Source organism: Metabacillus indicus, assembly GCF_046603695.1.
Classification (GTDB): Bacteria; Bacillota; Bacilli; order Bacillales; family Bacillaceae; genus Bacillus_P; species Bacillus_P indicus.
The window spans coordinates 3,130,248-3,156,341 of sequence record NZ_CP176757.1; the positions used below are offsets into that span (position 1 = coordinate 3,130,248).

Genomic DNA, 26,094 nt, shown 5'->3' on the forward strand with positions numbered 1-26,094 from the left:
AAAGGGTCAACACAACTCTCAAAACCAGCTGCAAAAATCCTTCCAACAGAAAAAATCCGAACTAATTACCTCAGTTCGGATTTTCTTTGCTCTATTCGTTCTTTAATCTTCCATCGTCGACAAATCACCTGTCGGCAGATCAAGTTCCCATGCTTTCAGGACGCGGCGCATGATTTTTCCGCTGCGTGTTTTAGGCAGCTTGTCGCGGAATTCGATTTCGCGAGGTGCCGCGTGTGCAGCAAGGCCTTTTTTCACGAAGTTGCGGATTTCTTCTTTGAGTTCATCCGTTGCCTCGTAGCCGTCGCGAAGGGCGACAAACGCTTTGATGATCTCGCCGCGGACCGGGTCAGGTTTGCCGATGACGCCTGCTTCTGCAATGGCAGGGTGTTCGACAAGCTTGCTTTCCACTTCAAACGGCCCAACTCTCTCCCCTGAAGTCATGATGACATCATCAATTCTTCCCTGGAACCAGTAGTAACCGTCCTCATCTTTATAGGCAGAGTCGCCTGATACATACCAGTCGCCCGGCATGAAATAGGATTCATACTTTTCTTTGTTGTTCCAGATCGCATGCATCATGGAAGGCCAGCCCTTTTTAATCGCAAGGTTGCCCATGCGGTACGGCGGAACTTCATTTCCCTGGTCATCCACTATGGCAGCCTCGACGCCCGGGATCGGCTTGCCCATAGAGCCCGGTTTGATTTCCATGGACGGGTAGTTGCAGATTACCTGCGCGCCTGTTTCAGTCATCCACCACGTATCGTGGATCCGGTTATCAAACACTTTTACTCCCCATCTGACAACTTCAGGATTAAGAGGCTCTCCGACACTTAAAACATGTCTTAATGAGCTTAAATCATATTGTTTAACGAGTTCGTCTCCTGCTCCCATCAGCATGCGGAAGGCAGTCGGCGCACTGTACCATACGGTAACGCCATAGTTTTGGATCGTTTCATACCAATGCTCCGGCTTAAACCTGCCTCCAACGATGACATTGGATGCACCGTGAAGCCATGGTCCGAAAATGCCGTATACTGTACCCGTTACCCAGCCTGGATCTGCTGTGCACCAGTAAACGTCATCTTCCTTCAGGTCAAGCACCCAGCTGCCTGTCTGGTAATGCTGCACCATTGCCTGGTGGACATGAAGCACACCTTTTGGTTTTCCTGTCGAACCGGACGTATAATGAAGAAGAAGTCCGTCCGTCTTTTCTACCCATTCTATTTCGAGCTTCGTGCTCGCGGTTTTCATTCTTGTAAGGAAATCTATGTACGGACCATCTTCATTTACATTTTCTCCAACTAATACAACATGCTTTAAAGCAGGCAGATCGTTGAACGGAACACGCTCAAGAAGTTCCGGCGTTGTCACGATGACTTTAGCCTCGCTGTCTTTCAGGCGGTCGCTTACTGCCCCCTCCATGAATGCCTCAAATAATGGACCAACGATGGCGCCCAGTTTGATGGCTCCAAGGACAGTAAAATAAAGCTCGGGCGTTCTCGGCATGAAGACAAACACTCTGTCGCCTTTTTCAACATCTGCACATTGGCGGAGAATATTCCCTGCTTTATTTGATCGTTCTTTCATTTCTTTAAACGTATACTTCTCTTCTCTTTCAGGGTCCCGGTAGTACAAGGCAACCTTGTTCTTCCGGAAAGATTCTGCATGTTTGTCAATTGCTTCGTATGCAGCATTGATTCTTCCTGTTTCCGACCACGAGAGGTTTCTTTCTGCCTCAGACCAGTCAAATTGGTCATAGGCTTTTTGGTAGTCTTCAAGATTGTGGTTCCCCTTTGCTGCTGGCAGCGCTTCCAACTTCATCTTAATTCCCCCTTGTTCAGTGTATACATCCTCTATTATAGAACAGTTTCTATCTTTTCTCAATTTTTAAAAAAATCCCGGTTTTTTCGTGTAAACGCTTCATTTTCTATTTTTTCTAGTATAATAGATGATAGTTCAGCAGATTAAAAAGGCGGTGAATGAATGGAACACCCGAAAACGTACAACGCAAAAGAGATAAAAACTCCGTTTGGCCCCCTTATTATTGAAGGACCCATTAAGCCTGAAAAACTGGCAGGACTTGAATTTCACAAGGATCTGACTGCCTTCAGGCAACCTGAGCAGCAGCATAAGGCATTGGTCGAAATAGCGGGACTTCCGGAAGGCCGGATAATTATTGCAAGAAATCGCCATACCATTGTCGGGTATGTTACATATTTGTATCCTGATCCTCTTGAAAGATGGTCAGAAGGTAAGATGGAAAATTTGATTGAACTCGGTGCGATTGAAGTCATACCTGAATTCCGGGGCTTCTCTGTGGGGAAAAATCTTCTGAGAGTTTCGATGATGGACGATGCCATGGAGGATTATATCACCATTACAACCGAGTACTACTGGCACTGGGATTTAAAAGGAACCGGGCTGAATGTATGGGAATACAGGAAAGTCATGGAGAAGATGATGAATGCAGGCGGCCTTGAATGGTATGCGACAGATGAACCTGAAATCAGCTCTCATCCTGCAAACTGCCTGATGGCGAAAATAGGGAAAAGAGTCGATCAGGACTCCATTCAGCAGTTTGACCAATTAAGATTCAAAAACCGCTTTATGTACTGATATGTTTCGTTCATGCTTTAAAACAAAGGGGTAATAAGAATGATCGTCGAACAAATCATGAATAAAAACGTCGTTACGCTTCAGCCGGATGCAACCATTGCTGAAGCCATTGAAAGAATGGCTGAACACCGAATCCGCCATATTCTTATTGTGTCAGGAAACGACATGCTCGCAGGCATCGTTTCAGATAGGGACATAAAGGATGCGAGTCCTTCCATATTCGAACTGACCAATGACCGGGAAACGCTGAATAAACCGCTCAAATCCATCATGAAAACAGATGCGATTACCGGACATCCGCTTGATTTTGTCGAAGAAATCTCGTCTATTTTCTATGAGCATAAAATTGGATGTCTGCCGATCATCAAGCACGGAAAGCTAGTGGGGATTGTGACAGAAACGGATCTTCTCCATACATTCGTTCAGCTGACAGGCGCTGACCAGCCCGGCTCTCAGATTGAAGTAAAAGTTCCGAATGTATCAGGAGTTCTTTCAGAAGCAGCTGCTGTTTTCAGCAGGCACAATGTGAATATATCGAGCGTGCTGGTTTATCCTGATCAGGACGAACGGTTTAAGATCCTCGTCTTCAGAGTTCAGACAATGAATCCGATGCCTTTAATTGAGGAGCTTGATAAAGAAGGCTATACCGTTCTGTGGCCCAATGTACCGGGGATTTCGTCATGAAAGAAAATATTTTCATCTACTCCCCTCTTTTTCAGCAGTACAAATTCAGCCAGGACCACCCATTCAACCAGCTTAGAGTAGAGCTGACCTATGATCTGCTGAAAAAGATGAATGCATTGTCTGATGATGAGCTCGCGGCACCTAGAATGGCCACTGACGAGGAGCTTGCACTTGTTCACGACAAAAAGTACATCGAAGCGGTCAAAAAAGCGGGAGCGGGAGAGCTGGATCAAAAAGAGGCAATGAATTACGGAATTGGAACGGAAGATACTCCTATTTTTCCAGGCATGCATGACGCCGCAGCTCTTCTTGTCGGAGGCACGCTTGCAGCAGTAGAGCATGTTATGGAAGGAAAATCCAAAAGAGCCTTGAATCTTGGAGGAGGGCTTCATCACGGCTTCCGCGGCAAGGCTTCCGGATTTTGCATATATAACGACAGCTCTGTTGCGATCAAGTATATTCAGAAAAAGTATCAGGCGAAAGTGCTCTATATAGATACAGATGCCCATCACGGAGACGGCGTGCAGTGGACTTTTTACGATGATCCTTCTGTCTGCACCCTGTCCATTCATGAAACCGGACGCTACTTATTTCCTGGGACAGGCAATGTGACCGAGCGCGGCGCAGGACAGGGCTACGGGTATTCGTTTAATATCCCGCTTGATGCCTTTACTGAAGATGAATCCTGGATGGATGCCTACAGGCAGTCGATACGGGAGGTTGCCGCTTTCTTTAAACCAGATGTGATTCTTACCCAAAACGGCGCAGATGCCCACTTTTATGATCCTCTTACTCATTTCGCGACAACGACCGCTATTTTCAAAGAAATTCCTAAGCTCGCTCAGGAAATCGCTGATGAGTACTGCGGAGGAAAATGGATTGCCGTCGGCGGCGGCGGGTATGACATTTGGAGAGTTGTCCCGAGGGCATGGGCGATGATCTGGCTTCAGATGAAGAATCTTCCTGCAGAAGGAAACCTTCCTCCTGAGTGGATTGAACACTGGCAGTCAAAAGCCCCTGTCACTCTTCCTTCCTTCTGGCACGATTCCAAGGATGACTATAAAGCCATCCCAAGAAAGCTTGAAATTGAAGAGAAAAATGCGCAGACGACCGCTAAAGCTCTTTTCCCGATCCGTCAGAACAAGGCGAAAGACAGACACTCTCTTTAAACCTGAAAAAAGGCATGAATCGCAGGGATTCATGCCTTTTACTTATGATTTTGTCGATTGTCTTATTTCAATGCGGTGCGGAAGCTCAACGATATGATTTTCCACTTCTTCTTTGTTCATCAGCTTTGTCAACAAGCGCATAGCTACAGCTCCGATGTCATAAGTCGGCTGTACAACGGTCGTCAGCTTAGGACGGACCATTGATGCAAGCTTCGTGTTGTCAAATCCGATGATTTCAATGTCATTCGGAATCACATAGCCCATGTCCTGAGCGGCATGTACAACTCCAAGCGCCATTTCATCAGTTCCTGCAAAGATCGCAGTCGGTTTATCAGAGAGCTCATTGATTTTCTCAAAAGCCTCAAGGCCTGAATCATACGTGTAGTCACCCTCTGTGATCAGCGCTTCATCAGCGTCAATGCCGGCTTCTGACAGGGCACGCAGATAGCCTTTCATTTTCATTTCTTTATTGATCGGCTCTTCCATTGGTCCTGTTACATAACCGATGCGCTTATGGCCTTTTTCAATCAGCATGGACACAGCATCAAAGGATGCCTGCTCATAGTTGATGTTTACTGAAGGTGTCACTTCATTTACATCTACAGAAGCAGCAAGAACGATCGGTACAGGGGAGCGCTTAAACTCTTCCACATGCTCGTCTGTAATGTTTCCGCCCATGAAGACAATTCCGTCCACTTGCTTTCCAAGCATCGTGTTCAGCAGGTGCAGTTCCTTGTCGCGGTTTTGATCTGAATTACTCAAGATAATGTTGTATTTGTACATAGTTGCAATATCTTCAATTCCGCGGGCAAGTTCTGCATAAAATGTACTTGAGATATCAGGGATAATGACCCCTACAGTTGTTGTTTTTTTGCTCGCAAGTCCTCTTGCAACAGCATTTGGGCGGTAGCCGAGACGATCAATGGCTTCAGACACCTTTTTGCGCGTTGTCGGTTTTACATTCGGGTTGCCGTTTACAACCCTTGATACTGTAGCCATGGAAACATTTGCTTCACGGGCTACATCGTAAATCGTAATATTGTTCATTTTCCTACACTCCTTCGAAATCCATCTATATGTATAGTTAGCATTTACAATTATTGAAAGTAACATGTCATCATTATGAATTTATATGTACATAATGATACGATACTATGAAAACGTAAGCAATCTATTTACAGCGTTTTTACGCAATATAACCGTATTTGTTCATAAATGAGCAAAGTTTTTCATAAACAGCACTGTTTTCTATCATAAATAAAACCTCATCATGTTGCAAGCAAAACAAAATCAGGGTGCCGTGCGGATTCAAGAATTCTCTCCTCCGCGGCACCCTGAAAAGGTTTTTTATGCTTTAACTTTAATTAAAGGTTTAATTTCATTCATGAAATCAGCAAACTGATCGAAGTCCATCTGCTGGGCAGAATCTGACAGTGCAACCGCCGGGTCCGGATGAACCTCTGCCATTACGCCGTCTGCTCCGATTGCAAGTGCAGCTTTAGCACATGGAATAAGCAAATCGCGGCGTCCTGTTGAATGCGTCACATCCACAAGTACCGGCAAGTGCGTTTCCTGTTTTAAAATAGGAACCGCTGAAATATCAAGCGTGTTGCGTGTTGCTGTTTCATACGTTCTGATGCCGCGTTCACACAGGATGATCTGATCATTTCCCTGTGAAATGATGTACTCGGCAGCATTCACAAATTCATCGAGAGTTGCCGCAAGACCGCGCTTCAGGAGCACAGGCTTATTAACGGCACCGGCAGCTTTCAGCAGCTCAAAGTTCTGCATATTGCGTGCACCGATCTGAATGACATCGATGTATTGAATTGCGATTTCGATATCTGCCGGGTTGACGATTTCACTGATGACAGCCATATCGTACTCATCGGCAACGCGTTTTAGTATTTTCAGGCCTTCTACACCAAGACCCTGGAAATCGTAAGGGCTTGTGCGCGGTTTGAACGCACCGCCGCGAAGCAGGCGCACTCCTTGTTTCTTGGCTTCTTCAGCAACAGCAGCAACCTGCTCATAGCTTTCAACTGCGCATGGACCGGCAATCAGCACCTGGCTGCCGTCTCCGATTTTAACTCCTTTTACATCCACAATCGTATCTTCAGGTTTCTTTTTGCGAGAAACTAAAAGCGCCTTGCGGTGGTCGTCTTCCTGAAGCTCAAGACTCGCTTTAAAGATTTCTTTGAATATATGCTGAATGGTGGAATCCTCGAAAGGCCCGTCATTGTTTTCTTTCAGTTTATTAAGCATTCTTCGTTCACGGACAGGATCATATCGATTAACGCCCTGCGCTTCCTTGGCTTTACCAATATCCTGTACTAACTTTCCTCGCTCATTAATCAGCTGTAAAATCTGCAGATTAATCTCTTCTGCTCTCTCTCGCAATGCTTCTAACTCGGCGTTACTCATCTGACTCATCCTTTCCCGTTTTTATAGAAACCGGCAAACCGGCTTGTACATGCATCTTATTCAAGCATCTGACCGTATTCCCGGCAGATGCATTATGCACTGAAAAGAAAATAGTAATCATTTTCTTTTGTAATTAGTGATAATTATATACAAAAACAATCCTGTTGTCACGCATTTTTCTTTAACATTTAAACGCTTTTAAGCAATAAAGTGTTTGAGCGATTGTTTTTGCAGTCTTTTTCAGGAGTCTGCTTGAGGCACGGCTGATGTTTTTTCGAATTCAGCCGATAAACTAGATAAGAATAAATGAAAGAGGTGCTGTTCATGAAAGCAGCTGACCATACATTCGCACTCGATATCGGCACGCGTTCAGTCGTGGGACTGCTTCTCTCTGAGCGCAGCGGCGTGTTTGAAGTCATTGATGCCGTCATGGAAGAACATAATGAGCGCTCAATGCTCGACGGTCAGATACACGATATTCAAGCTGTGGCTAAAGTCATTGTATCCGTAAAAGAAAAGCTCGAAAAAAAATATGGACCTCTGACGAAAGTCAGCGTTGCCGCAGCAGGAAGAGCGCTTAAAACACTTCGTGCAGAAGCATCCATCGATATAACAGGAAAACCGATTCTCGAAGATGAGGCAGTCTCCCAGCTCGAATTAATGGCCGTTCAGCTCGCACAGCAGGAAATCGCCCAGAAAGAAACCGGCATGGCTGGCTATGACTGCGTGGGCTACTCTGTTATTTCCTATAAGCTTGATCAGCAGGAGATCGGCAGCCTGCTCGACCAGCAGGGGCATAACGCATCTGCCGAAATAATTGCTACCTTCCTGCCTAAAGTCGTAACAGAGTCTCTCCTGGCTGCTTTAAAAAGAGCAGACTTAGAAATGCTTGCCATGACACTTGAACCGATTGCAGCCATCAATGTGCTGATACCGGCATCTATGCGAAGGCTCAATGTGGCTCTGGTTGATATTGGGGCAGGCACATCTGACATTGCCATTACAAGCGAAGGCACGGTTACCGCATACGGAATGGTGCCCGCAGCAGGAGATGCCATTACAGAAGCTGTTTCAGACGAGTATTTGCTTGATTTTCATGAAGCAGAACGGGTGAAAAGAGAGCTGAACAAATCACAGATAATCCATTTTAAGGATATCCTTGGGTACGAGAAAAGTGTTTCAAAAGAAGCAGCCGCAGTTTCCATACAGCCTGCCGCTTCCCGTCTTGCGAAATTAATCAAAGAAGAAATCCTCTCCCTCAACAGCGGAAAGCCGCCAAAAGCTGTCATGCTGATCGGTGGAGGCAGCTTAACTCCCGGACTGCCTGCCCTGCTTGCAGAACAATTGTCGCTGCCTGAAGACCGCATTGCCATTAGAGGAATCGAAGCGATTCAGCAGCTTCATCTCTCAGATAGCTTAGGAAAAGGACCGGAGCTTGTAACACCGATCGGCATCGCAATTACTTCAAGCATCAATCCGATTCATTATGTCAGTGTCAGTGTCAACGGACAGAAAGTGAGACTTCTTCAGATGAAAAAACGGACCGTCTCTGACAGCCTGCTGTCATCCGGCATTCAGCTGTCAGGCTATTACGGCAAACCCGGACTTGCCTATTTTGTTTCAATCAACGGCCGCTCTGTGACCGTTCCCGGCACCTACGGCGAAGCACCGGTCATCTGCAAAAACGGCAGGCGCTGTTCAGTAGATGAAGAACTTCAGAACGGGGATCAAATAACGATTCAAAAAGGGAAAGACGGTCACTCCCTCCCTGTCGTCATATCAGATTTGATCGATGTTGTACCGGAGAAGAAAATCATTTTGAACGGCGAGCAGGTTGCAGTGCAGGCGAAGCTCTTAAAAAATGGAACACCGGCTGACCCCAATGACCCGGTCGCTGACAGAGATGTGATTACTTATACATTCCCTGACAAAGTCATGGACCTTTTCCAGGACGCTTCAAGATGCACTCCCTTCTGCCTGTCTATTGACGGACGGTTAGTCCATCTGGACGCATTCTCAGGAAAGATCACGATTAACCATGAAAAAGCACATCCGGATTCCTCTTTCAAAGAACGGGATCAAATAACGGCTGTCCGCAAAAAAAGGCCTACTCTCGGCCAGGTGCTTTCTGCTCTTGAAATGGATGCCTATGAATCCATCACCATTTTCTATAATCAAGAACCGACTGTCATCAAAAAAATGCTTCTTCACGTATACAGAGGAGGCGTATTGCTCTCCTTATCTGATGAGATCCGAAGCGGCGATGACCTGAAGATTCAAAAACAGCAGGCAGGCAACTTCATCTTCCAGGACGTGTTCAAAGCTGTGGACGTCACATTCCCCGCTCAGACGAACAAGCGCTTCCTCCTGCTGAAAAATGAACAGGAAACAAGCTTCCATGAAGAGCTCTCTCCGGGGGATCGGATAAGCATAAAGTGGATGTAGACAAGAAAAGCGGAGCCGGTCCTCGGCTCCGCTTTTCTTGTGTTAGTTTCCTGCAGCCTGTTTCAGAGAGTCTGCTGTGATTTTCCAGTGTGATTCATTCCAGACAACCTGCTTGTCCTTAAACAGAAGGGCCTGAGGCGATTCGTGCCTGATGCCGTAAGTTTCGGCAATATGGTTAGATAGCGGTCTTGCTTCCTGCACGTTCAGGTAATAGGCGGGAATGGAATCGTTCCCTTCTGTAAACGCGGAGAACTCAGAAAAGGCGGCCTGGGCAATCGGGCACGTTAAGCTGTTTTTAAAGAAAAGAAATGCAGCTTCTTGCTCGGCGATTTTCTGGAAGTCTTCTACAGTATCAATTTTTACTTTTGGCATGATTTTTGGCCTCCACTGGTTTTACCTACATTTTATACGAATAAATGACAAAATAAAAACAATCGGCTTTAAGCTGCCGATTGTTTTTTCTATTTCAGGAAGCTTACTTGTTGATTTCTTCTTTTTTCGCTTCCTCGATCTCTTTGTTCACTTGTTTTTTAAGCTCTTCTGAATGAGGCGTTGTACCGGCAGTTGGAGCCGCCGCTGGGCTTACCGGCGATTGTACATCCGCATTCAGCTGAGGCTCATCGGCTGCTTCAGGAGCAAGTCTGATTTCGTCCTCTGTCTGCTCGTCGTTTTGCTGTTTAGATGATTTAAGATCACGCACTTTGCTCATGATCTGTGAAGACTGGTCAGTCACAGCCTGTGAAAGAGTGGCTGATTTTTCTTTTGCAATCGCAGCAAACTCATTGCCTTTTTCAAGGGCATCGTTTGTGATTTTACCTGTTTTTTCTTTTACAATGACAGCCTGTTCCCCAATATTATCACGAAGTTCTTTACCTGATTTCGGCGCAAGGAAAAGGGCTGTTGTTGCACCCACAATCCCTCCAACAAGTGTTCCGATCATAAAATCTTTACTGTTGATTCCATCTTTGCTCATGATAAATTCCTCCCTATTGTAATTCTTCTATATTTTTTGAAACGAGTTCATATAGTCGGGTACTTCTGCTGTTCTCGAACTTCTTTTTTGATCTTCCATTTGTTCCAGACATCCATGGCCACGTTGCTCCACTGGACGACCTGATTGATTTTATCCTGGTTTTTCTCAAGGTTTGTGCCGACAGAAGCGGCTACCTTTTGTACAGAATCATTGAAGTTCTGTAAAGATGAACCGACACCCTGAACAGCGGATACAACTGTGTTCAGTTTCTCGGATTTCTCCTGAATGTCTTCTGCCAAAGCATTGGTCTTATGCAGCAATTGAGTCGTTTCAAGGGTGATACCCTGCACCTGCTTCTCAAGGCCTTCCAGTGTGCCTGCTACATTGTTCAGCGTAGCCGACAGCGCCTTCAGCGTTTTCGACAGGAACACGACAAGAACTGTGAATGCAATTGCAATGAGTGCAACAGCTAAGTATAAAATAATTTCCAACTTCAGCACCTCCAAATAAGCGATAGTAACTGTTTCCCGTAAGAAACAAATCATAAACATGAATTTTTCATACCCCTAGTATTCTACAAAACGCGCCGGATTCCTCTCCTATTATGACCGAGTTTTTCAATTTTCACTAAAAATTTTAACTCTTTTTTAAAACATCGGTTACAATAAAGGCTGAGCCGGTTATATGTTTACATAGGAGGAAGAAAAATGAAAGATCCCCGCATTCAAACACTCGCCAAAAACCTGATCAATTATTCAGTTAAATTAAAAAAAGGCGAGAAAGTACTTATTGAAAATTTCGGTCTGCAAAGAGAGCTCGTTACGGCTCTTGTTCAAGAAGCCTACGCTGCAGGAGGATATCCATTCGTATCCCTCAAGGATCAGCAGGTGGACCGTGCCCTTCTCATGGGAGGACAGGAAGAGCAGTACAGCATGATGGCAGATTTTGAAGCAAATGTGATGAGCAAAATGGATGCTTATATCGGGCTTCGTTCAGGTGACAACATAAATGAGCATGCAGATGTTCCAGATTCTCAGATGAAGCTGCAGAGCCGGACTGTCGGCAAAAAGGTTCACCGTGATATCCGCGTTCCTAAAACAAGATGGGTTGTCCTCCGCTATCCAAACGCTTCTATGGCCCAGCTTGCGAAAATGAGCACGGAAGCATTTGAAGACTTCTACTTTGATGTCTGCAATCTCGACTACGGCAAAATGGATGAGGCGATGGATTCGCTCGTCAATCTGATGAACAAAACGGATGAAGTGAGAATTACAGGTCCTGGAACTGATCTCGTTTTCTCCATTAAAGACATACCTGCCGTTAAATGTGCAGGAGAAATGAATATTCCTGACGGAGAGGTTTATACGGCGCCGGTCCGCGATTCTGTCAATGGAACCATTACGTATAACACGCCTTCACCATACAACGGCTTCACGTTTGAAAATGTAAAACTCACGTTTAAAGACGGCAAAATCATTGAAGCCGAATCAAACGACACAGACCGCATCAACAGTATTTTTGACACAGATGAAGGAGCAAGATATATCGGCGAGTTCGCGATTGGCGTTAACCCGTACATCCAGCATCCGATGCAGGATATTCTGTTTGATGAAAAAATTGACGGCAGCTTCCACTTTACGCCGGGACAATGCTATGATGATGCATTTAACGGCAACCACTCCAATATCCACTGGGACATGGTTAACATCCAGCGCCCTGAATACGGCGGCGGAGAAATGTATTTTGACGGTGTTTTAATCAGAAAAGACGGCGTCTTTGTGATTGATGAGCTAAAAGGGCTGAATCCTGAAAGTCTTAAATAAGTAACAAAAGCGGAAGTGCCTTGTTCAGATCCGATAGGCAGATAAGAATCCGTCGGAAAAGTCCGGTTTTGACTTTTTTGACGGATTTGTTCTGACAGAGGATCTAGGCGCTTACTCTTGCAGAGGATAACTTTGTTATTTCGTGCACAGCCTTTTATTCATTAAAATTTCATTGAAAACACAAAAAAGCATGAGCCGCGGCTCATGCTTTTTTAACCTATTTCTTTTTCGTAGGCACGCTGGTATTTCTGAATGTCTCCTGCTCCCATGAACACGAGAACGCCGCCTTCGTGCTTTTTAAGGACGCCAGTTTCTTCTTCGTCAATCAGGGCTGCTGAATCAATTTTATTCAATAGATCCTGAATTGAGAGCTTTCCGATGTTTTCCCGGGCAGAGCCGAAAATATCGCAGAGGTAAACCATATCTGCTTTCTTCAGGCTGTCTGCAAATTCATCAAGAAACGACTGTGTGCGGGTAAACGTATGCGGCTGGAACACTGCCACGATTTCACGGTCCGGATATTTTTGTCTGGCTGCATCAATCGTTGCCGTAATTTCAGTCGGATGATGCGCATAGTCATCAATCAGAACCTGATTGCCGATTTTTTTCTCGTTGAATCGGCGCTTTACGCCTTCAAACGTTTGAAGCTGCGCCTGAATAACCTCTGCATCAATTTCTTCATAGTGGCAGATGGCAATGACAGATAGAGCATTCAGCACACTGTGGTCTCCGAACGTAGGAATCTTAAATGAAGCATAGAATGTGTTTCGGACAAACACATCAAAGCTTGTTCCATCCGTTGATTTGACTACATTGCGTGCCTGAAAGTCGTTTTCTTCGCTGAATCCGTAGTATACGACAGGAACATTAGCCTGGATATGCTGAAGGTGCTCATCATCACCGCAGGCGATGATCCCTTTTTTCACTTGCATGGCCATTTCCTGGAACGCTTTAAAAACGTCATCGATGCTGCTGAAGTAATCAGGATGATCAAAGTCGATATTCGTCATGATCGCGTAATCCGGGTAGTAGGAAAGGAAATGTCTGCGGTACTCGCACGCTTCAAAAACAAAGTATTCGCTTCCTTCCATCCCTCTGCCTGTTCCGTCTCCGATGAGGAAGGAAGTAGGCTTTGCACCCTGCATTACATGAGCGAGCAAACCGGTTGTAGACGTTTTGCCGTGTGCTCCCGTTACACCTACACTTGTAAACTTCTCCATAAATTGACCCAGGAAAATGTGATAGCGGATGATCTCAAGACCAAGATTCTTTGCTTCTTCAATTTCCGGGTGTGTGTCCGGAAACGCATTTCCGGCTATAATCGTCAGTCCTTGACGGATATTCTCTTTTGAAAATGGGAAAATGTTAATTCCGCGCTGTTCTAATGCTTTTTGTGTAAAAATCGGTTTTTCAATGTCAGATCCCTGAACCTCATAGTTCATGTCATGAAGAATCTGTGCCAGGGCGCTCATTCCAGTCCCTTTTATTCCAACAAAATGGTAAACAGTCATAAATAGAACCTCCAACAAACGTCTATCTGTTTGACATTATATGATTCTTAACCCAATGTGCAACCGGCGGCTGCATAAGATAGCGGTTATGTATTTTAATCGCAGGCCTGCAGCATTCTGCATTCTGCAGATTCTCTGCATGGCTTTTAAGAATGATGAAAACAAATCGTATTTTTTCCTGCCCAATGCATCTTAAACGATATCCTTGAACTTGGCAAGTGCTTAATCAAAATGGCGCGCTCTCATTCAGCCGCCCTGCCCCATGATGGCTTTCTATGAAAGAATTTGCCCTGATTTCAGGATTTTGTTTATCAAAGCAGAAAAAGAGGGAAACTGTATAGAAACAGTTTTCCCAATTGAGGAAGATAATACCTTCTCACCCTGAAAATATTATCTTCTTTTCAAATGAATCAGTAAACACTTCTTTCCTGCATGCTTTCTAGATCCTGCTCTGTAATCAGCACTTCACGGGGCTTGCTTCCCCTTGCCTCCGAAATAATGCCCTGCTTTTCCATCATATCCATTAATCTGGCAGCGCGGTTATAGCCGATTCTGAATCTTCTCTGCAGGCTGGAGGTTGAAGCTCCTCCCTGATCAACGATGTATTCACACGCTTCTAAAAGCAGCTCATCCTCATCGTTCTCAATGCTTGATTTTCTCATTAATTCTTCCTGTTCGAACAAAAAGACAGGCTTCATTTGATTTCTGACATGGCCTACTACCCGCTCAATTTCTTCATCCGATACAAAGTTCCCCTGCAGTCTGACTGCCTTTGATGTTCCGTTTTCAAGGAACAGCATATCCCCTTTGCCAAGCAGCTTTTCTGCCCCGGCTGCATCAAGAATCGTGCGTGAGTCTACTTGAGAGGAAACCGAGAACGCAATTCTTGTCGGAATATTTGATTTGATCAGACCCGTAATAACATCAACGGATGGTCTTTGAGTAGCCACAATTAGATGGATCCCGCAGGCTCTTGCTTTCTGGGCAATTCTGCAGATGGATTCTTCGACATCGGCAGGCGCAGCCATCATTAAATCCGCCAGCTCATCAATCACAATCACCAAGTAAGGCATATGTTCACCTGAATTGTGCTTGGCTGCAAGCTCATTGTAGCGTGAAATATCCCTCGCTCCTGCATGGGCAAACAGCTCATATCTGCGTTCCATTTCTTCTACTGCCCATTTCAGCGCACCTGTGGCGGCTTTCACATCTGTGATGACCGGGCTGACTAAATGGGGAACATTCTGATACGGAGCAAGCTCCACCATTTTAGGGTCAATCAGCATCAGCTTCACTTCATGCGGCGAGGCTTTATACAGCAGGCTCACAAGAATCGTATTGATGCAGACGCTTTTTCCTGAGCCGGTTGCACCCGCAATCAGTCCGTGAGGCATTTTTTTCAAATCGGTCACGACAGCCTGGCCGGATATATCCAGTCCAAGAGCTGCTGTAAGAGGCGACTGGCTGTTTATGAAGTCGGGACTTCTCAGAATTTCTCTCAGGTAAACCATTTTGCTGTGTCTGTTCGGCACCTCGATGCCTATCCGGTTCTTCCCTGGTATCGGCGCTTCGATGCGGATATCCTTGGCAGAAAGACTAAGCTTTATGTCATCTGTCAGATTTGTAATTTTGTTGACTTTCACACCCGGCTCCGGCTGCACCTCAAGACGTGTTACAGCAGGTCCCTGTGTCACGTGAACAACTTTTGCTTTGACATTGAAATTCTCAAGTGTCATATTCAGCAGCTGTGTCTGCTCTCTCAGCCATTCCGTGTCATCGACAATTTCCTTTGGCGGAATATTCAAAAGCTGGAGAGACGGAAATGCATAAGCAGAGCCCCCAGGCGCGCTCTGATTTCTTTGCGCTTTTTGCTTATCGCGCCCGAACATCATCACATTGAATGGAACCGTTGACCTCCTGTTGCCGCTGCTTGCTTGTTCCTGAACTTTTCCTGCTTCAGGCATTGTTTCTTCGGAAAGCTCTAATCCAGCCTCCTGCTGCGTGTTCTGAGTAGATCTGTTTTCCTCATGGACGTTCAGATTCCGCACATCCTGGAAAAGAGAGGCAGGGCGCTCTCGGTTTCCTGCTTCCGGTTCAGATTTTACTTCTTGTTCAAATTCTAATTCTGATTCAGATTTCAATTGTGGTTCATCAATAACTTCTTGTTCAAATTCCAGTTCTGGATGAACTGTTTCTTCTTGTTCAGATTCTACTTCTGGTACAGCTGTTTCTTCTGGTTCAGATGCCCGTTCTGTTTCTAGCGCAGGAGTTGTTTCAAGTGACGCTGCAGTCTCATACGCATCAGGCTCTTCAGGCTGCACTGACTGGGATGGCTCATGAAGTTCGGGCACTTCTTCTTCCATTGATAGAGCAGGAGCTGTTTCTATAAAGGCTGAAGACTGCTCTTCCACTCGATCTGAAGGACGAATGAAATCAGACCTTGTTTCATGTTCTTCCTCTTCCATTGTCAGAGAAGCTGATTCTTTGAAGCTTCGGGGCTGTTCACTCACTAGATCAGAAGTGTGCAGATCCTGTTTTTTCTCTTCCTTGCGGTATCCGAATGAGAACGTTTCAGGTTTATGATTTTGGTGTTTATGCAAAGCTGACACTTCAGGACGGTCCGGCTTATCCTGTGATGTTGCCTCATCAGGGATAGACCCTGAACGTGCCTTTAGCCGGTCTGCTTCTTTTTTCAGCATTTCATGATTCTGCTGATGAAGCCTTGAAATGACAGATTCTGCAGCCTTTGCTTCCTGCTGATAGCTTTGAAACAGCGTAGTTCCCGTTTCACGTCCGCCGTCCTGACTGACCCGGCTGTTAAACGGACCCTGGTTGTCTCTTGATCTGTATCCGTAAATCGGAGAAGGAATTTCTGTCGGACTGAAAGTTTTTTTAACAGGCTTGCTTTCTGTTTTTTTCAAAGCTTGCCCTGCAGGCTTTTTTGGCGCGGCAGGAGCTTTCCTTTCCGTTTTTGCAGCAGGTCTTCTTGGTTCTGTCCGGCTGTTCTGCTGGTCTGGAATGACCGGAAATTTAAAATTCCCTTTCGGGTACTGATAGGCGATTTTTGCATCTGCATTTTTCGTATTGGCAGCCGGCTGCTTCATTTGAGCCGGTGCATTATGTACAGGCGGAAGCTGTTCAGGCAGCTGCCTGCTTTCGGCTGATCTTTTTTCCAATTGCTTATCTTCTTCTGTTTCACCAGTAAAATAATTGATCATTTTAGAAAACCAACTCATTGCATACCACTCTTTCAAATGTTTCTTCTTTCATACCCCTCTATTGTATCAGGTAATCGCATCTTTTTCAGATAAATGACCATTTCATTTTCAAGAGAGAGAGGGAAATTTCGTTTCCCGCAAACGGAAAAAGCCACTAGAAAAAAATCTCCAGTGACGTTTCACATTTTTATAAATGGTACGATATTATCCGCTTTTTTATGGGAGTCAGCGGACAAATTTTCCAGTTTAGCTATTTAGTCCTGTTCTTCTTTTTTTGCACGGTTCTTCGCAAGAATAAAAACAGGTTCAAGCTCGCGGTTTTCATATAAGAAGGACAAAGCCGTAATCGGCACTCTGCCGCTTGCGAAAAAGCTCATCGCCATTTGCCCGAGAATATCGTAGCCTGTATCGTTGCGTACATCTGCTATGATCAGAACATCCTGATGGGGAACCGCGATGGCCATTGTTCCCTCTGCTTTCTTCTGAAACGAATCAAGGATCGATTCATTCAGCAGGCGGCTCGCATCATAACCGTCGTTTGCATTAAGAAAATAAAACACATTTCCTGCGACATGATCTTCTTTTACACTCGTATCAAGCGACCTGAGATTAAATCTGGCCATCTCTTTCAGCTTGCTGAACGTCCAGTTCTCACGCTCCATCATCTTTTCATCAATCAGACGATATGATTTTCCTAAATCAAGGGCATAATAGATTCTTGTTTCTGCCGTATGCTCTTCAAAAATCAGCTTGACTCCGTCTGATGACTCTTCAGGAAAAGAGGTGGATCTGATAACCGGAAAGATCCCTTTTTCTTTGCCGGTCAATTCCTGTTCATGATTCATAACGGTCAGTGCTTCTTCGATATAGTACACAAGCTCATCCACAGCCGTATCTTTTTTCTCTTCCCATTTGGCAATAATCCCCGGAAGCGAAATGGTCAGTCCTTTTTTCGTCTCATCATCTTCAACCCGGAGCTGATCCTTTTCCCTGTCAAACCGGGTGGACCATGCTTTATGGCTCAATCGCTCTTTAATCGTTTCAGCCATTTTTCTTGAGGTCATTTTCATCCCAGAATCTTCCCTTCTGTCTCAGGAAAGTTCATTAATGAATTCCTGAATCTGTTCTTTCGTTTTTCTGTCTTTGTTCACATAACGGCCTGTTTCCGCACCTTTTTGAAAAGCGACAAAGCTTGGAATACCAAAAACGCCAAGATCTGCACACAAATCAATAAAGTCGTCGCGGTCTACATAGTAAAACGTATAGCTGCTGTTTTCTTCCTGCAGCTCGGGCAAAATCGGGTCTAGAAACCGGCAGTCCGGGCACCAGTCAGCTGAAAACATTAAAATGACCCGCTCCTTCTGAATAACTTCATTGTATTGCTGCATCGATTGCAGTTTTTCCATGATAAAACCTCCAATATGAACTATATCTATCCACCCGAATCATACCAAACCCTGGTCCCTGTTGCCACTGTAGGGACTTATCAGAAAAAGCACGGCTGAAAATAAGAAGACCTCTTCCTGTCTGAAAGAGGCCTGTTTTTCATTCAAAAGAAACAGAAGAAACTATTTTCATCATTTGTTCTGCCGTATCTGCGACTTCCCGGCTTTTAGTCTGCGTCGTCATTTTCACTCCGCCGATGCCTGCCGACACTTCATACTCGTCGTCCGCTTTCAGTTTATCCACCAGGATGTAGCCAAAGCGGCCCTTGTCCTCAAACGTTTCATTTACCAGCGGATCTTTGTATTGCTCAAGAAGAGTATCATAGAAAAAAGAGCTCGTCTCTTTTTCATTCTCATTCACAAAGAGAATGTACTGCTGATCTCCCTTGGTAAAAATGACGTTATTTGTTTTCCCTGCTTCTGCTTTATAGCCTTCAGGCAAGTAATAGCTGATAGAGCCGCTTTTATCACCTGCTGCAGGCGGTTTTGCTTCAAAAGATGCTTTCGTCTGATCTATCGTTGCAGTCTGAATTTCTTCATCATTTATCGTACAGCCGAAAAGGAATAATAAGAATACGAATAATAGTCCTGTAAAATATTTTTTCATGCTGGAAAAGCCCTCCTTCATTACTAGGAAAATAGAATCCCCATCTATAATAACCCTTACATTTTATCGTTGACAAGACAGGTTTATTTTATGAAAAGAAATGATGTACATTTCGCATTCTGGACACGGTCTTTTTACTTGGGTTATAATTTTACTCATGAGAATACCTAACCATCCATCAATTGAAAGTATACGTTTATCGAGAGTGCTGCATGCGCTGAGTGACCCAAACCGGTTAAAAATTGTGAGAAGCATAGCAAGCAGGGGCGAGGAAGTATGCACGTACTACTCTTACGAATTCAACATCTCTAAATCAACCGTTTCCCATCATATAAAAACGCTGAGAGAATCCGGCATTATCAGAGTACGCGTTGAAGGATCCCAGCATTTTTATTCCATCAGAACAGATGATTTAAACAATAAGTTTCCCGGCTTAATGGACGTGGTCCTGAGCGCAGACCCTGAAAGCTATTAACAAGCTCTGATTTTTTCAGAGCTTTTTTTATTGTCATCAAACATCAGGCGTGTTATTATTCCATTGTGTTCGATATTTGTAGAACACTAGAACATTAAATTAACTAGAGGATCATATAATGAAAAAAGCACATCTGAAAAAAGCTGATTTGAACGTAACTAGAATCGGTTTGGGAACGAATGCGGTAGGAGGACATAACTTATTTGCAAACCTAGATGAAAACGAAGGAAGAGAACTAGTGAGAGAAGCCTTGAATTTGGGCATAACATTTATTGATACTGCCGATGTTTACGGATTCGGCCGTTCAGAAGAACTTATTGGAGAAATCATTAGACCAGTTCGATCCGGTCTCAAGCTCGCTACTAAAGGGGCAGTGGAACGATTGAACGACAGCACAACACGCATCAACAACAAACCGGAATATTTACGTGCTGCGGTTGAAAAAAGTCTAAAAAGGCTTCAGACCGACTTTATCGATTTATACTACTTGCATTATCCTGACAACGAAACACCTTTAGCGGAGGCAATAGGTGAACTGTCCCGCTTAAAAGAGGAAGGAAAGATTGGTTCTATTGGTATTTCAAATGTCAGTTTAAGCCAGCTCAAAGAAGCAAATCAGCATAACGATATTGATGTCATTCAGTCTCCTTATAACATGCTTGACCGCTCAGCAGAAAAAGAACTCTTGCCGTACAGCCGGGAACATAACATCTCATTCATTCCATATGGACCGCTTGCTTTTGGAATCCTTGGCGGCAAGTACAGCCGTGATTTGAAACTGAATGACGGTGACTGGAGAAAAGAAGAACCTTTATTTCAGCCGGAAACATTTTCTGCCGCTTTAACTAAAGTAGAGAAATTAAAAGCAATCGCAGGCGAATACGGAACAAGTCTCTCTAATCTGGCCTTGGTGTGGCTGCTTGCGCAAGAGGGTGTTGACACTGTCATCCCCGGCGGCAAACGGGCTGATCAGATCAGGGAAAATGCGAAAGCAGATACAATTGATTTATCTCCGGAGCATTTAATTGAAATTGAAAAAATAATCGGGTAAGTGCTGCAGATATAGAAAGCCTATTACGCATAGAAAGAGACCAGTCGATAAACGATTGGTCCCTTTTTTTAATCTGCTAATTTTTGTTTTATTTGGTAAAAATATTGTCCAAACAGTAGCAGGCAAATATGCTTAAACATCTCTTTCCTTGTCACAAGCCCGCCTGTAAAAATGCCGACGGCGCCTTCTTTATGGCTGACGTTCTCCTTATTGGCATACTCATCCATCACAAGCTTAAGCTCCATACCTGATTTCACTTTTCTGCCGATTTCCGCAGGCAGGGGAATCTTTGCGCCGCCTGCAATAATCGGATCCATTCCCTGAAAAGACAGCGCTCCCCAATTACAAAGGAAAAAACCCTCATCTGTCTCAATCATACCGCCTTCAAGGCCAATTCCAATGTCGGCATTCTCTTCTTCTCTTGCACGCAGGGCCCTGTTTACAGCTCCCTGGATCGTTTCCTCATCAGAAAACGGCTGGTCAGCAACACCTGATGAAACACTCGTACTGCTTAAAGTATAAGAGCCGAGCTGATCGAGGCATTCTTTTACGGCATTTACTTTTGCCGGGTTCAATGTCCCTATGACAACCTTCATAACTGATCTCCTTTAAAAAAGCGCATAGCTCCGGGAAACCGAAGCAAAATGCGCAAAGTAATCTGGCGGAAACGCCTTTTTTATGAGTTTTGTTTAATAGTAGTTACAGTCGACTGGTCACAGGCTTTCACAAGCTTCACGATCAGTTCCTTTGCTGCAGCGTAATCATCAATGTGCACAATGGACGCTGCCGTGTGAATGTAGCGTGAGCAAATGCCCACAACTGCAGATGGCACACCGTCGTTTGAAGTATGCACACGACCGGCATCCGTGCCGCCTTGAGAAACAAAGTACTGATACGGAATATTGTTTGATTCTGCCGTATCCAAAACAAATTCGCGCATTCCTCTGTGAGTGACCATCGTGCGGTCAAGGATGCGAAGAAGCGCACCTTTTCCAAGCTGGCCGAATTCATGCTTTGCTCCGCTCATGTCGTTTGCAGGACTCGCATCAAGTGCAAAGAAAAGATCCGGACGAATCATGTTCGCAGCTGTCTGCGCACCCCTTAAACCAACTTCTTCCTGAACAGTCGCTCCGGAATAAAGCGTATTCGGAAGGGTAACATCTTTCAGCTCTTTCAAAAGTTCAATCGATAAACCGCAGCCGTAACGGTTATCCCACGCTTTTGCCATGATTTTTTTCGGATTGGCCATCGGCGTAAATGGACAAACAGGAAGAATCTGCTGGCCAGGTCTAATGCCCAGAGCTTTCGCATCTTCATCAGAATCAGCACCAATATCAATCAGCATATTTTTGATTTGCATCGGTTTATTACGCTGGTCTTCGCTGAGCAAGTGTGGCGGAATGGAACCAATCACTCCCGGAACAGGTCCCGCATCCGTGATAACCTCCACACGCTGAGCAAGCAGAACCTGGCTCCACCAGCCTCCAAGCGTCTGAAAACGCAGCATTCCGTTTTTCGTAACACCCGTCACCATGAAACCCACTTCATCCATGTGGCCGGCAACCATAATCCTCGGACCTTCCTCACTGCCCCGCTTCACCCCGAAAATACTGCCGAGACGGTCCTGAATGATCTCATCTGAATACTTGGTGAGCTCAGAACGCATAAACTTTCGTACAGCATGCTCATTCCCCGGCGCACCCGGAAGCTCCGTCAATGTCTTAAAAAGCTCTAACGTCTCTTGATTCATCCATCATATCCCCTTTACTTATGTATATTTCCATTTTACAGAAGATTTATCGTTCGTGCTACTAAAGAAAAGCGGAATCGCCTGAACAGGAACACTTTCCCTTGTGCATCAGCCAGAGTTTCTGCAGCTAAATTCAGTAATGAACACTTTCCCTCACAAACCAGCCAGAGTTTGTGCTGCTACATCCAGTTATGAACACTTTCACCCGCAAACCAACCAGAGTTTCTGCTGCTAAATCCAGTTATGAACACTTTCACCCGCAAACCAACCAGAGTTCCTGCTGCTAAATCCAGTTAAGAACACTTTCACCCGCAAACCAACCAGAGTTTCTGCTGCTACATCCAGTTAAGAACACTTTCACCCGCAAACCACCCAGAGTTTCTGCTGCTAATTCCAGTTATGAACACTTCCCCCGCAACCATCCTTAATCATTTCTCTCCACCCTCCTGCTTAACAACAGAAGGCATTTTCTGTATACTTAAAACATCGTGTACAGGATGGAGGAGATTGTGATGAATGGCAGAAAAGTACTGATAGGAATCGGGATTGGCCTGGCCGCTGCATATCTTTTCAGAGATCAATTGAAGCCGGCTTATATTTCTTCTGAAAAAGCACTGACGGCTGTGAAGAACGCGTTTAAAGAGAAAGGCCCTATTAATGGTTCATGGATTTATACGGTTCGTGAATCCTTTATTAATCAGGGGGAAACTTACAGCATCTACAAGGCCGGCGTTACACGGATGGCAGGATCGGATCTTGAGCAGTACGAAGCATTTGTAGACGCAACAAACGGAAATATCCTGCATGTTGAACAAATTGCATAAAACACAAAAGGCATGGGGCGCACCCCATGCCTTCTTCATTATTAAACCGGACGAACCCGCTCGACCTTTTCTGTTATCTCCCGCTGACTGTTCCACTTGATTGCGCGGTAGAACGCATCATGATAAAAAGAGATCCACGTATTTTGATCAGCAGCAAGTCCGAGCCATTTTTGCTTCTGTTCAATCGAGGTCATCGGATAATCATCATAAGCGAGCACCCAAAGCGGATTGCTGTGCGCATGTGTAGGCATCAGATCTGCCATATGAAGGATTGTTTCCCCGCCGTCTTCAATCTTAATCACGCTGTGACCGTTGCTGTGGCCTCCGGTGTGGAACATCGTGATGCCGGGCACTACCTCGGATGACTCCTCAAAGGCTTCTACCTGATGTTCAATGGCCGTCCAGTTATCTTTCCAGTATGTATTCGCAGACCGTATATTCGGCTCTTTCATTTCATTCCATTCCGTAAGAGAAGTGATAATTTTCGCCTTCGGAAAAACAGATGCCAGTTCCTCCCCATCACGTTTGGTGAGGCCTGAAACATGATCAAAATGAAGATGCGTCATCAGAACAAAATCAATATCTTCTGGTTTTAGCCCAAGCTCATTGAGCGAATTCTCAACATTCGATTCAGCTGTTACACCGAAATTGCGTTTTTGTTTATCTGTGAGCCTGCCGGACCCGATACCGCTGTCGATCAGAAGATTTACCCCGTTCTTCTGGACCAGTATGGGATCTGTCCGCAATTCAATTTGATTAAGCTCGTTGACAGGATATTTTTTAGACCAAAGCGGCTTTGGAACGACGCCAAACATCGCACCTCCGTCAAGGTATGTCACTCCCCCGTCAAGCCAAGTTAAAGTTGTTTCCCCAATTGTTAACCTCTCCATTTTTATCCCCTCCTCCTCCATCATACCAAAAACAGGAGACAGCGGGCATTAAAAAAGCCCAGGATTGATCTCCTGAGCTACTTTCTGAATTTCACTTCTGAGCGGTAGATCCGCTGGCCTTTATTTGAAAATTTTTCTTCGTATTCAGTCATAATGTTGCCCTCAAACTCACTGCTGTGCAGGTCAAGGCTTACAAAAGTCAGAAGCAGGCCGTATTCTGAAAAGCTTCTAAGCGAATATTCGAATAGTCCCTGATTATCTGTTTTAAAGTGGATTTCGCCCTCTTCCACCAGAATATCCTGGTATCTTTTCAAAAAGGTTTTGTACGTCAATCTCCGTTTTTCATGCCGCGTCTTTGGCCAAGGATCAGAAAAATTCAGGTAGACTCTGTCAATTTCTCCTTCTGCAAAAAGGTCTGTCAGATCTTCGGCGTTTTCGTTAAGCAGGAAAAGGTTTTCACACTCTGATTCAACCGCTTTTTGAAGGGCTGCGACAATGACGCTCTGAGATAATTCAATGCCGATATAATTGATTTCAGGGTTTGCTTTTGCCATTCCTGTTACAAACTGGCCTTTGCCTGTCCCCACTTCAATATGAATTGGATTTTCGTTTCCAAAAAGCTTGCTCCACTTTCCTCTTTGTTCTTTAGGATTCTGTATTGCAATATGTGAATGCCCGGCAATGTAGTCATTTGCCCAAGGCTTGTTTCGCTGTCGCATCAAGCACACCTCTGTCCATGTAATGTCGGATAAAAGGGTATCACGAAAATGTTCGCGGTGCAAGATGTTCTGCAGGAATCATTAACAGAAAATGTGAATTGTTCAGCCAAAAAACAAAAAAGCCGGCTCCCCGCGGAACCGGCTGCATACGGGCGGAATGAAAACAGCGTCTCCTGCGCAAATTAAGAGAAGAATTTGCAAAGGAGGCTTTTTATGCCGCTTAAATACGAGAATCAAGTTGAGTTGTTAAAGGATATTCTGTCAGAGCACCAGAGTGACTGCTGCGGAACGGTTGCTGAATGCGAGCAGCTTGAGCGCGTGGTGAAATCTTTAATGGTTCATGCTGATGTGCATCAGGATTTAAAGGGTGTCCTGCAATCGATTTATTCGTACAGCCAGGACGGAAAAAATTCCCCTGAACTGAATTCATATATTACGTCTCAGCAAAATGTGCTGTCACAATGGATCAGCGACATTGATTCGTTTTCTTAATCTGCGCTGATTTTTGTGATCATTTGGCGCAGATAGCTGTGCCATTCGTTGGTTTCTTTTTCGTTGTGCTTGGCACGGTACCAAAGAGTGTAGGTAATCGTTTGCGCAAGCACATACCAGAACATTCTGGCCCTAAGCTGATCGTTAAGCTGAAGTCCGTAAGTAGAGAGCCAGCTGTCCCAGTCTTTTTCGTCAATGTACCAGTAAAGCAGCATGCCGATATCGATTGCCGGGTCTGCTATCAGCGCGCCGTCCCAGTCAATCAGATAGAGCTGGTTCTCGCTTGAGAGCAGCCAATTGTTATGATTGACATCGCAGTGGCAGACCACTTTTTCGGCACAATCCACATATGGCAGGTTTTCTTCAAGATAGTGAAGGGCCTGCAGCACTTCAGGGAGATAGAAATTTTCAAACTCAACCGTTTGCTTTAAGTCCTCTAATATCAAGGATGGAGTAAGAGGCTGCTTTCCAAGACGTTTCAGCATATCAAGCAGTTCTTTTGAATGATGGATCTTATGCAGCAGTTCCGCTACGTTTTCCCCGTTCATATCATTCGGCTTCAGTTCACGGCCGCTGAGCCAGTGCTGTGCTGTAATCACATCGCCATTTTCCAGTCTCTTTGTCCATACAAGCTTAGGAACAATTCCTTCTGCAGACAGAACGGCCAAGAATGGAGAACTATTTCGTTTTAAGAACAATTTTTGTCCTTCTCGCTGTGCAAAATAGGCATCGCCTGTTGCTCCGCCAGCAGGAGATAGCTCCCACTCGCTGCCTAGTAGTTGTTCCAACCAGTTCACCTTCAATTTCAACCCAACATTTCATTTATAAGTTTGGAATAGGAAAAGAAAGCATGCGCTTTTCCTGTCATTCGTCATCATTTCAGTCAATTAAAAAAGACAGCTAGTTTGATGAATCAAACAGATACAAGTAGCCATCCTTTTAAATTTTATCGTTTCCAGGCGAATTTAGTCAAGAAAA

At 44.9% G+C, this 26,094-nt stretch carries 25 protein-coding genes; 9 read left to right on the top strand and 16 right to left on the bottom strand.

Going from position 1 to position 26,094, the window contains the following annotated elements; genetic code table 11:
• Positions 1–102: 102 nt before the first annotated feature.
• Positions 103–1,821, bottom strand: coding sequence for an acetate--CoA ligase (acsA, locus tag ACK1LH_RS16060; RefSeq protein WP_411333593.1), 1,719 nt, complete (start codon positions 1,819–1,821; stop codon positions 103–105).
• A gap of 162 nt (positions 1,822–1,983) precedes the next feature.
• Between acsA and ACK1LH_RS16065 the strand changes: the two genes are divergently transcribed.
• The 3 genes from ACK1LH_RS16065 to ACK1LH_RS16075 are packed head-to-tail and all read left to right on the top strand — an operon-like array spanning position 1,984 to position 4,469.
• Positions 1,984–2,616, top strand: a complete 633-nt coding sequence (locus ACK1LH_RS16065) for a GNAT family N-acetyltransferase (protein WP_029278972.1) — start codon at positions 1,984–1,986, stop codon at positions 2,614–2,616.
• 39 nt (positions 2,617–2,655) lie between these two features.
• Positions 2,656–3,300 (top strand): acetoin utilization AcuB family protein, encoded by a 645-nt coding sequence (locus ACK1LH_RS16070; protein ID WP_029278970.1) that lies wholly within the window; start codon positions 2,656–2,658, stop codon positions 3,298–3,300.
• The gene (locus ACK1LH_RS16075; protein ID WP_411333596.1) at positions 3,297–4,469 is read left to right on the top strand and encodes an acetoin utilization protein AcuC; all 1,173 of its coding nucleotides are present in this window, start codon (positions 3,297–3,299) and stop codon (positions 4,467–4,469) included. The genes ACK1LH_RS16070 and ACK1LH_RS16075 overlap by 4 nt, the downstream gene beginning before the upstream one ends.
• Before the next feature lie 42 nt (positions 4,470–4,511).
• Here the strand turns inward: ACK1LH_RS16075 and ccpA are convergent, their stop codons facing one another.
• Together ccpA and ACK1LH_RS16085 are read right to left on the bottom strand one after the other, a co-directional pair.
• Positions 4,512–5,582, bottom strand: coding sequence for a catabolite control protein A (gene ccpA / locus ACK1LH_RS16080; RefSeq protein WP_267881644.1), 1,071 nt, complete (start codon positions 5,580–5,582; stop codon positions 4,512–4,514).
• 234 nt (positions 5,583–5,816) lie between these two features.
• A complete protein-coding gene (locus ACK1LH_RS16085; protein ID WP_029278965.1) occupies positions 5,817–6,893 on the bottom strand; it encodes a bifunctional 3-deoxy-7-phosphoheptulonate synthase/chorismate mutase in 1,077 nt (358 codons plus the stop codon).
• 324 nt (positions 6,894–7,217) lie between these two features.
• Between ACK1LH_RS16085 and pilM the strand changes: the two genes are divergently transcribed.
• On the top strand, positions 7,218–9,338 hold the full coding sequence (pilM, locus tag ACK1LH_RS16090; RefSeq protein WP_411333598.1) for a pilus assembly protein PilM: 2,121 nt from the start codon (positions 7,218–7,220) through the stop codon (positions 9,336–9,338).
• Positions 9,339–9,380: 42 nt separating this feature from the next.
• Here pilM and ytxJ read toward each other — a convergent pair whose 3' ends face one another.
• From ytxJ to ACK1LH_RS16105, 3 genes are all read right to left on the bottom strand, one after another.
• The gene (gene ytxJ / locus ACK1LH_RS16095) at positions 9,381–9,710 is read right to left on the bottom strand and encodes a bacillithiol system redox-active protein YtxJ (protein WP_029565839.1); all 330 of its coding nucleotides are present in this window, start codon (positions 9,708–9,710) and stop codon (positions 9,381–9,383) included.
• Between the two features lie 103 nt (positions 9,711–9,813).
• Positions 9,814–10,311 (bottom strand): YtxH domain-containing protein, encoded by a 498-nt coding sequence (locus ACK1LH_RS16100; RefSeq protein WP_029278960.1) that lies wholly within the window; start codon positions 10,309–10,311, stop codon positions 9,814–9,816.
• A gap of 47 nt (positions 10,312–10,358) precedes the next feature.
• Positions 10,359–10,802, bottom strand: coding sequence for a DUF948 domain-containing protein (locus ACK1LH_RS16105; protein WP_029278958.1), 444 nt, complete (start codon positions 10,800–10,802; stop codon positions 10,359–10,361).
• A 216-nt stretch (positions 10,803–11,018) separates the two neighbouring features.
• On the opposite strand from ACK1LH_RS16105, the gene ACK1LH_RS16110 reads away from it, so the two are divergent.
• Complete coding sequence (locus ACK1LH_RS16110; RefSeq protein ID WP_029565840.1) at positions 11,019–12,134, top strand: aminopeptidase; 1,116 nt, start codon at positions 11,019–11,021, stop codon at positions 12,132–12,134.
• 212 nt (positions 12,135–12,346) lie between these two features.
• Here the strand turns inward: ACK1LH_RS16110 and murC are convergent, their stop codons facing one another.
• From murC to ACK1LH_RS16135, 5 genes are all read right to left on the bottom strand, one after another.
• Positions 12,347–13,645, bottom strand: coding sequence for a UDP-N-acetylmuramate--L-alanine ligase (gene murC / locus ACK1LH_RS16115; protein WP_029278955.1), 1,299 nt, complete (start codon positions 13,643–13,645; stop codon positions 12,347–12,349).
• Positions 13,646–14,055: 410 nt separating this feature from the next.
• A complete protein-coding gene (locus ACK1LH_RS16120) occupies positions 14,056–16,881 on the bottom strand; it encodes a DNA translocase FtsK (RefSeq protein WP_411333601.1) in 2,826 nt (941 codons plus the stop codon).
• A gap of 236 nt (positions 16,882–17,117) precedes the next feature.
• A complete protein-coding gene (locus tag ACK1LH_RS16125; protein WP_029565843.1) occupies positions 17,118–17,933 on the bottom strand; it encodes a DUF1444 domain-containing protein in 816 nt (271 codons plus the stop codon).
• Between the two features lie 21 nt (positions 17,934–17,954).
• Positions 17,955–18,269: a thioredoxin family protein gene (locus ACK1LH_RS16130; protein WP_411333603.1), complete on the bottom strand. Its 315-nt coding sequence runs from the start codon at positions 18,267–18,269 to the stop codon at positions 17,955–17,957.
• A 139-nt stretch (positions 18,270–18,408) separates the two neighbouring features.
• A complete protein-coding gene (locus tag ACK1LH_RS16135) occupies positions 18,409–18,915 on the bottom strand; it encodes a hypothetical protein (protein WP_029565845.1) in 507 nt (168 codons plus the stop codon).
• Between the two features lie 157 nt (positions 18,916–19,072).
• Here ACK1LH_RS16135 and ACK1LH_RS16140 point away from each other — a divergent pair, with 157 nt between their 5' ends.
• Both ACK1LH_RS16140 and ACK1LH_RS16145 read left to right on the top strand, forming a co-directional pair.
• Positions 19,073–19,390: an ArsR/SmtB family transcription factor gene (locus tag ACK1LH_RS16140; RefSeq protein ID WP_411333606.1), complete on the top strand. Its 318-nt coding sequence runs from the start codon at positions 19,073–19,075 to the stop codon at positions 19,388–19,390.
• Positions 19,391–19,508: 118 nt separating this feature from the next.
• Complete coding sequence (locus ACK1LH_RS16145; protein ID WP_411333607.1) at positions 19,509–20,441, top strand: aldo/keto reductase; 933 nt, start codon at positions 19,509–19,511, stop codon at positions 20,439–20,441.
• 68 nt (positions 20,442–20,509) lie between these two features.
• Here ACK1LH_RS16145 and ACK1LH_RS16150 read toward each other — a convergent pair whose 3' ends face one another.
• Positions 20,510–21,037 carry a DUF84 family protein gene (locus ACK1LH_RS16150; protein WP_411333609.1) on the bottom strand — a complete coding sequence of 176 codons (528 nt, stop codon included), beginning with the start codon at positions 21,035–21,037 and terminating at the stop codon, positions 20,510–20,512.
• Positions 21,038–21,117: 80 nt separating this feature from the next.
• A complete protein-coding gene (locus ACK1LH_RS16155; RefSeq protein WP_029278939.1) occupies positions 21,118–22,191 on the bottom strand; it encodes a M42 family metallopeptidase in 1,074 nt (357 codons plus the stop codon).
• Between the two features lie 512 nt (positions 22,192–22,703).
• Between ACK1LH_RS16155 and ACK1LH_RS16160 the strand changes: the two genes are divergently transcribed.
• Positions 22,704–23,015, top strand: a complete 312-nt coding sequence (locus ACK1LH_RS16160) for a PepSY domain-containing protein (RefSeq protein WP_282033127.1) — start codon at positions 22,704–22,706, stop codon at positions 23,013–23,015.
• Positions 23,016–23,056: 41 nt separating this feature from the next.
• Here ACK1LH_RS16160 and ACK1LH_RS16165 read toward each other — a convergent pair whose 3' ends face one another.
• Together ACK1LH_RS16165 and trmB are read right to left on the bottom strand one after the other, a co-directional pair.
• On the bottom strand, positions 23,057–23,905 hold the full coding sequence (locus tag ACK1LH_RS16165) for a YtnP family quorum-quenching lactonase (RefSeq protein ID WP_282033128.1): 849 nt from the start codon (positions 23,903–23,905) through the stop codon (positions 23,057–23,059).
• Positions 23,906–23,982: 77 nt separating this feature from the next.
• Positions 23,983–24,624, bottom strand: a complete 642-nt coding sequence (trmB, locus tag ACK1LH_RS16170) for a tRNA (guanosine(46)-N7)-methyltransferase TrmB (protein WP_282033129.1) — start codon at positions 24,622–24,624, stop codon at positions 23,983–23,985.
• Positions 24,625–24,837: 213 nt separating this feature from the next.
• Here trmB and ACK1LH_RS16175 point away from each other — a divergent pair, with 213 nt between their 5' ends.
• Positions 24,838–25,116, top strand: coding sequence for a YtzH-like family protein (locus ACK1LH_RS16175; protein WP_029278932.1), 279 nt, complete (start codon positions 24,838–24,840; stop codon positions 25,114–25,116).
• Here the strand turns inward: ACK1LH_RS16175 and ACK1LH_RS16180 are convergent.
• A complete protein-coding gene (locus ACK1LH_RS16180; RefSeq protein ID WP_029278930.1) occupies positions 25,113–25,913 on the bottom strand; it encodes a phosphotransferase family protein in 801 nt (266 codons plus the stop codon). The two genes, ACK1LH_RS16175 and ACK1LH_RS16180, sit on opposite strands and share 4 nt — an antisense overlap.
• Between the last annotated feature and the right edge of the window lie 181 nt (positions 25,914–26,094).

Coding starts and splice junctions, on each gene's coding strand:
- acsA (WP_411333593.1), bottom strand. CDS start 1,821: ATGAAGTTGGAAGCGCTGCCAGCAGCAAAGGGGAACCACAATCTTGAA.
- ACK1LH_RS16065 (WP_029278972.1), top strand. CDS start 1,984: ATGGAACACCCGAAAACGTACAACGCAAAAGAGATAAAAACTCCGTTT.
- ACK1LH_RS16070 (WP_029278970.1), top strand. CDS start 2,656: ATGATCGTCGAACAAATCATGAATAAAAACGTCGTTACGCTTCAGCCG.
- ACK1LH_RS16075 (WP_411333596.1), top strand. CDS start 3,297: ATGAAAGAAAATATTTTCATCTACTCCCCTCTTTTTCAGCAGTACAAA.
- ccpA (WP_267881644.1), bottom strand. CDS start 5,582: ATGTTACTTTCAATAATTGTAAATGCTAACTATACATATAGATGGATT.
- ACK1LH_RS16085 (WP_029278965.1), bottom strand. CDS start 6,893: ATGAGTAACGCCGAGTTAGAAGCATTGCGAGAGAGAGCAGAAGAGATT.
- pilM (WP_411333598.1), top strand. CDS start 7,218: ATGAAAGCAGCTGACCATACATTCGCACTCGATATCGGCACGCGTTCA.
- ytxJ (WP_029565839.1), bottom strand. CDS start 9,710: ATGCCAAAAGTAAAAATTGATACTGTAGAAGACTTCCAGAAAATCGCC.
- ACK1LH_RS16100 (WP_029278960.1), bottom strand. CDS start 10,311: ATGAGCAAAGATGGAATCAACAGTAAAGATTTTATGATCGGAACACTT.
- ACK1LH_RS16110 (WP_029565840.1), top strand. CDS start 11,019: ATGAAAGATCCCCGCATTCAAACACTCGCCAAAAACCTGATCAATTAT.
- murC (WP_029278955.1), bottom strand. CDS start 13,645: ATGACTGTTTACCATTTTGTTGGAATAAAAGGGACTGGAATGAGCGCC.
- ACK1LH_RS16120 (WP_411333601.1), bottom strand. CDS start 16,881: ATGAGTTGGTTTTCTAAAATGATCAATTATTTTACTGGTGAAACAGAA.
- ACK1LH_RS16125 (WP_029565843.1), bottom strand. CDS start 17,933: ATGAAAATGACCTCAAGAAAAATGGCTGAAACGATTAAAGAGCGATTG.
- ACK1LH_RS16130 (WP_411333603.1), bottom strand. CDS start 18,269: ATGGAAAAACTGCAATCGATGCAGCAATACAATGAAGTTATTCAGAAG.
- ACK1LH_RS16135 (WP_029565845.1), bottom strand. CDS start 18,915: ATGAAAAAATATTTTACAGGACTATTATTCGTATTCTTATTATTCCTT.
- ACK1LH_RS16140 (WP_411333606.1), top strand. CDS start 19,073: ATGAGAATACCTAACCATCCATCAATTGAAAGTATACGTTTATCGAGA.
- ACK1LH_RS16145 (WP_411333607.1), top strand. CDS start 19,509: ATGAAAAAAGCACATCTGAAAAAAGCTGATTTGAACGTAACTAGAATC.
- ACK1LH_RS16150 (WP_411333609.1), bottom strand. CDS start 21,037: ATGAAGGTTGTCATAGGGACATTGAACCCGGCAAAAGTAAATGCCGTA.
- ACK1LH_RS16155 (WP_029278939.1), bottom strand. CDS start 22,191: ATGAATCAAGAGACGTTAGAGCTTTTTAAGACATTGACGGAGCTTCCG.
- ACK1LH_RS16160 (WP_282033127.1), top strand. CDS start 22,704: ATGAATGGCAGAAAAGTACTGATAGGAATCGGGATTGGCCTGGCCGCT.
- ACK1LH_RS16165 (WP_282033128.1), bottom strand. CDS start 23,905: ATGGAGAGGTTAACAATTGGGGAAACAACTTTAACTTGGCTTGACGGG.
- trmB (WP_282033129.1), bottom strand. CDS start 24,624: ATGCGACAGCGAAACAAGCCTTGGGCAAATGACTACATTGCCGGGCAT.
- ACK1LH_RS16175 (WP_029278932.1), top strand. CDS start 24,838: ATGCCGCTTAAATACGAGAATCAAGTTGAGTTGTTAAAGGATATTCTG.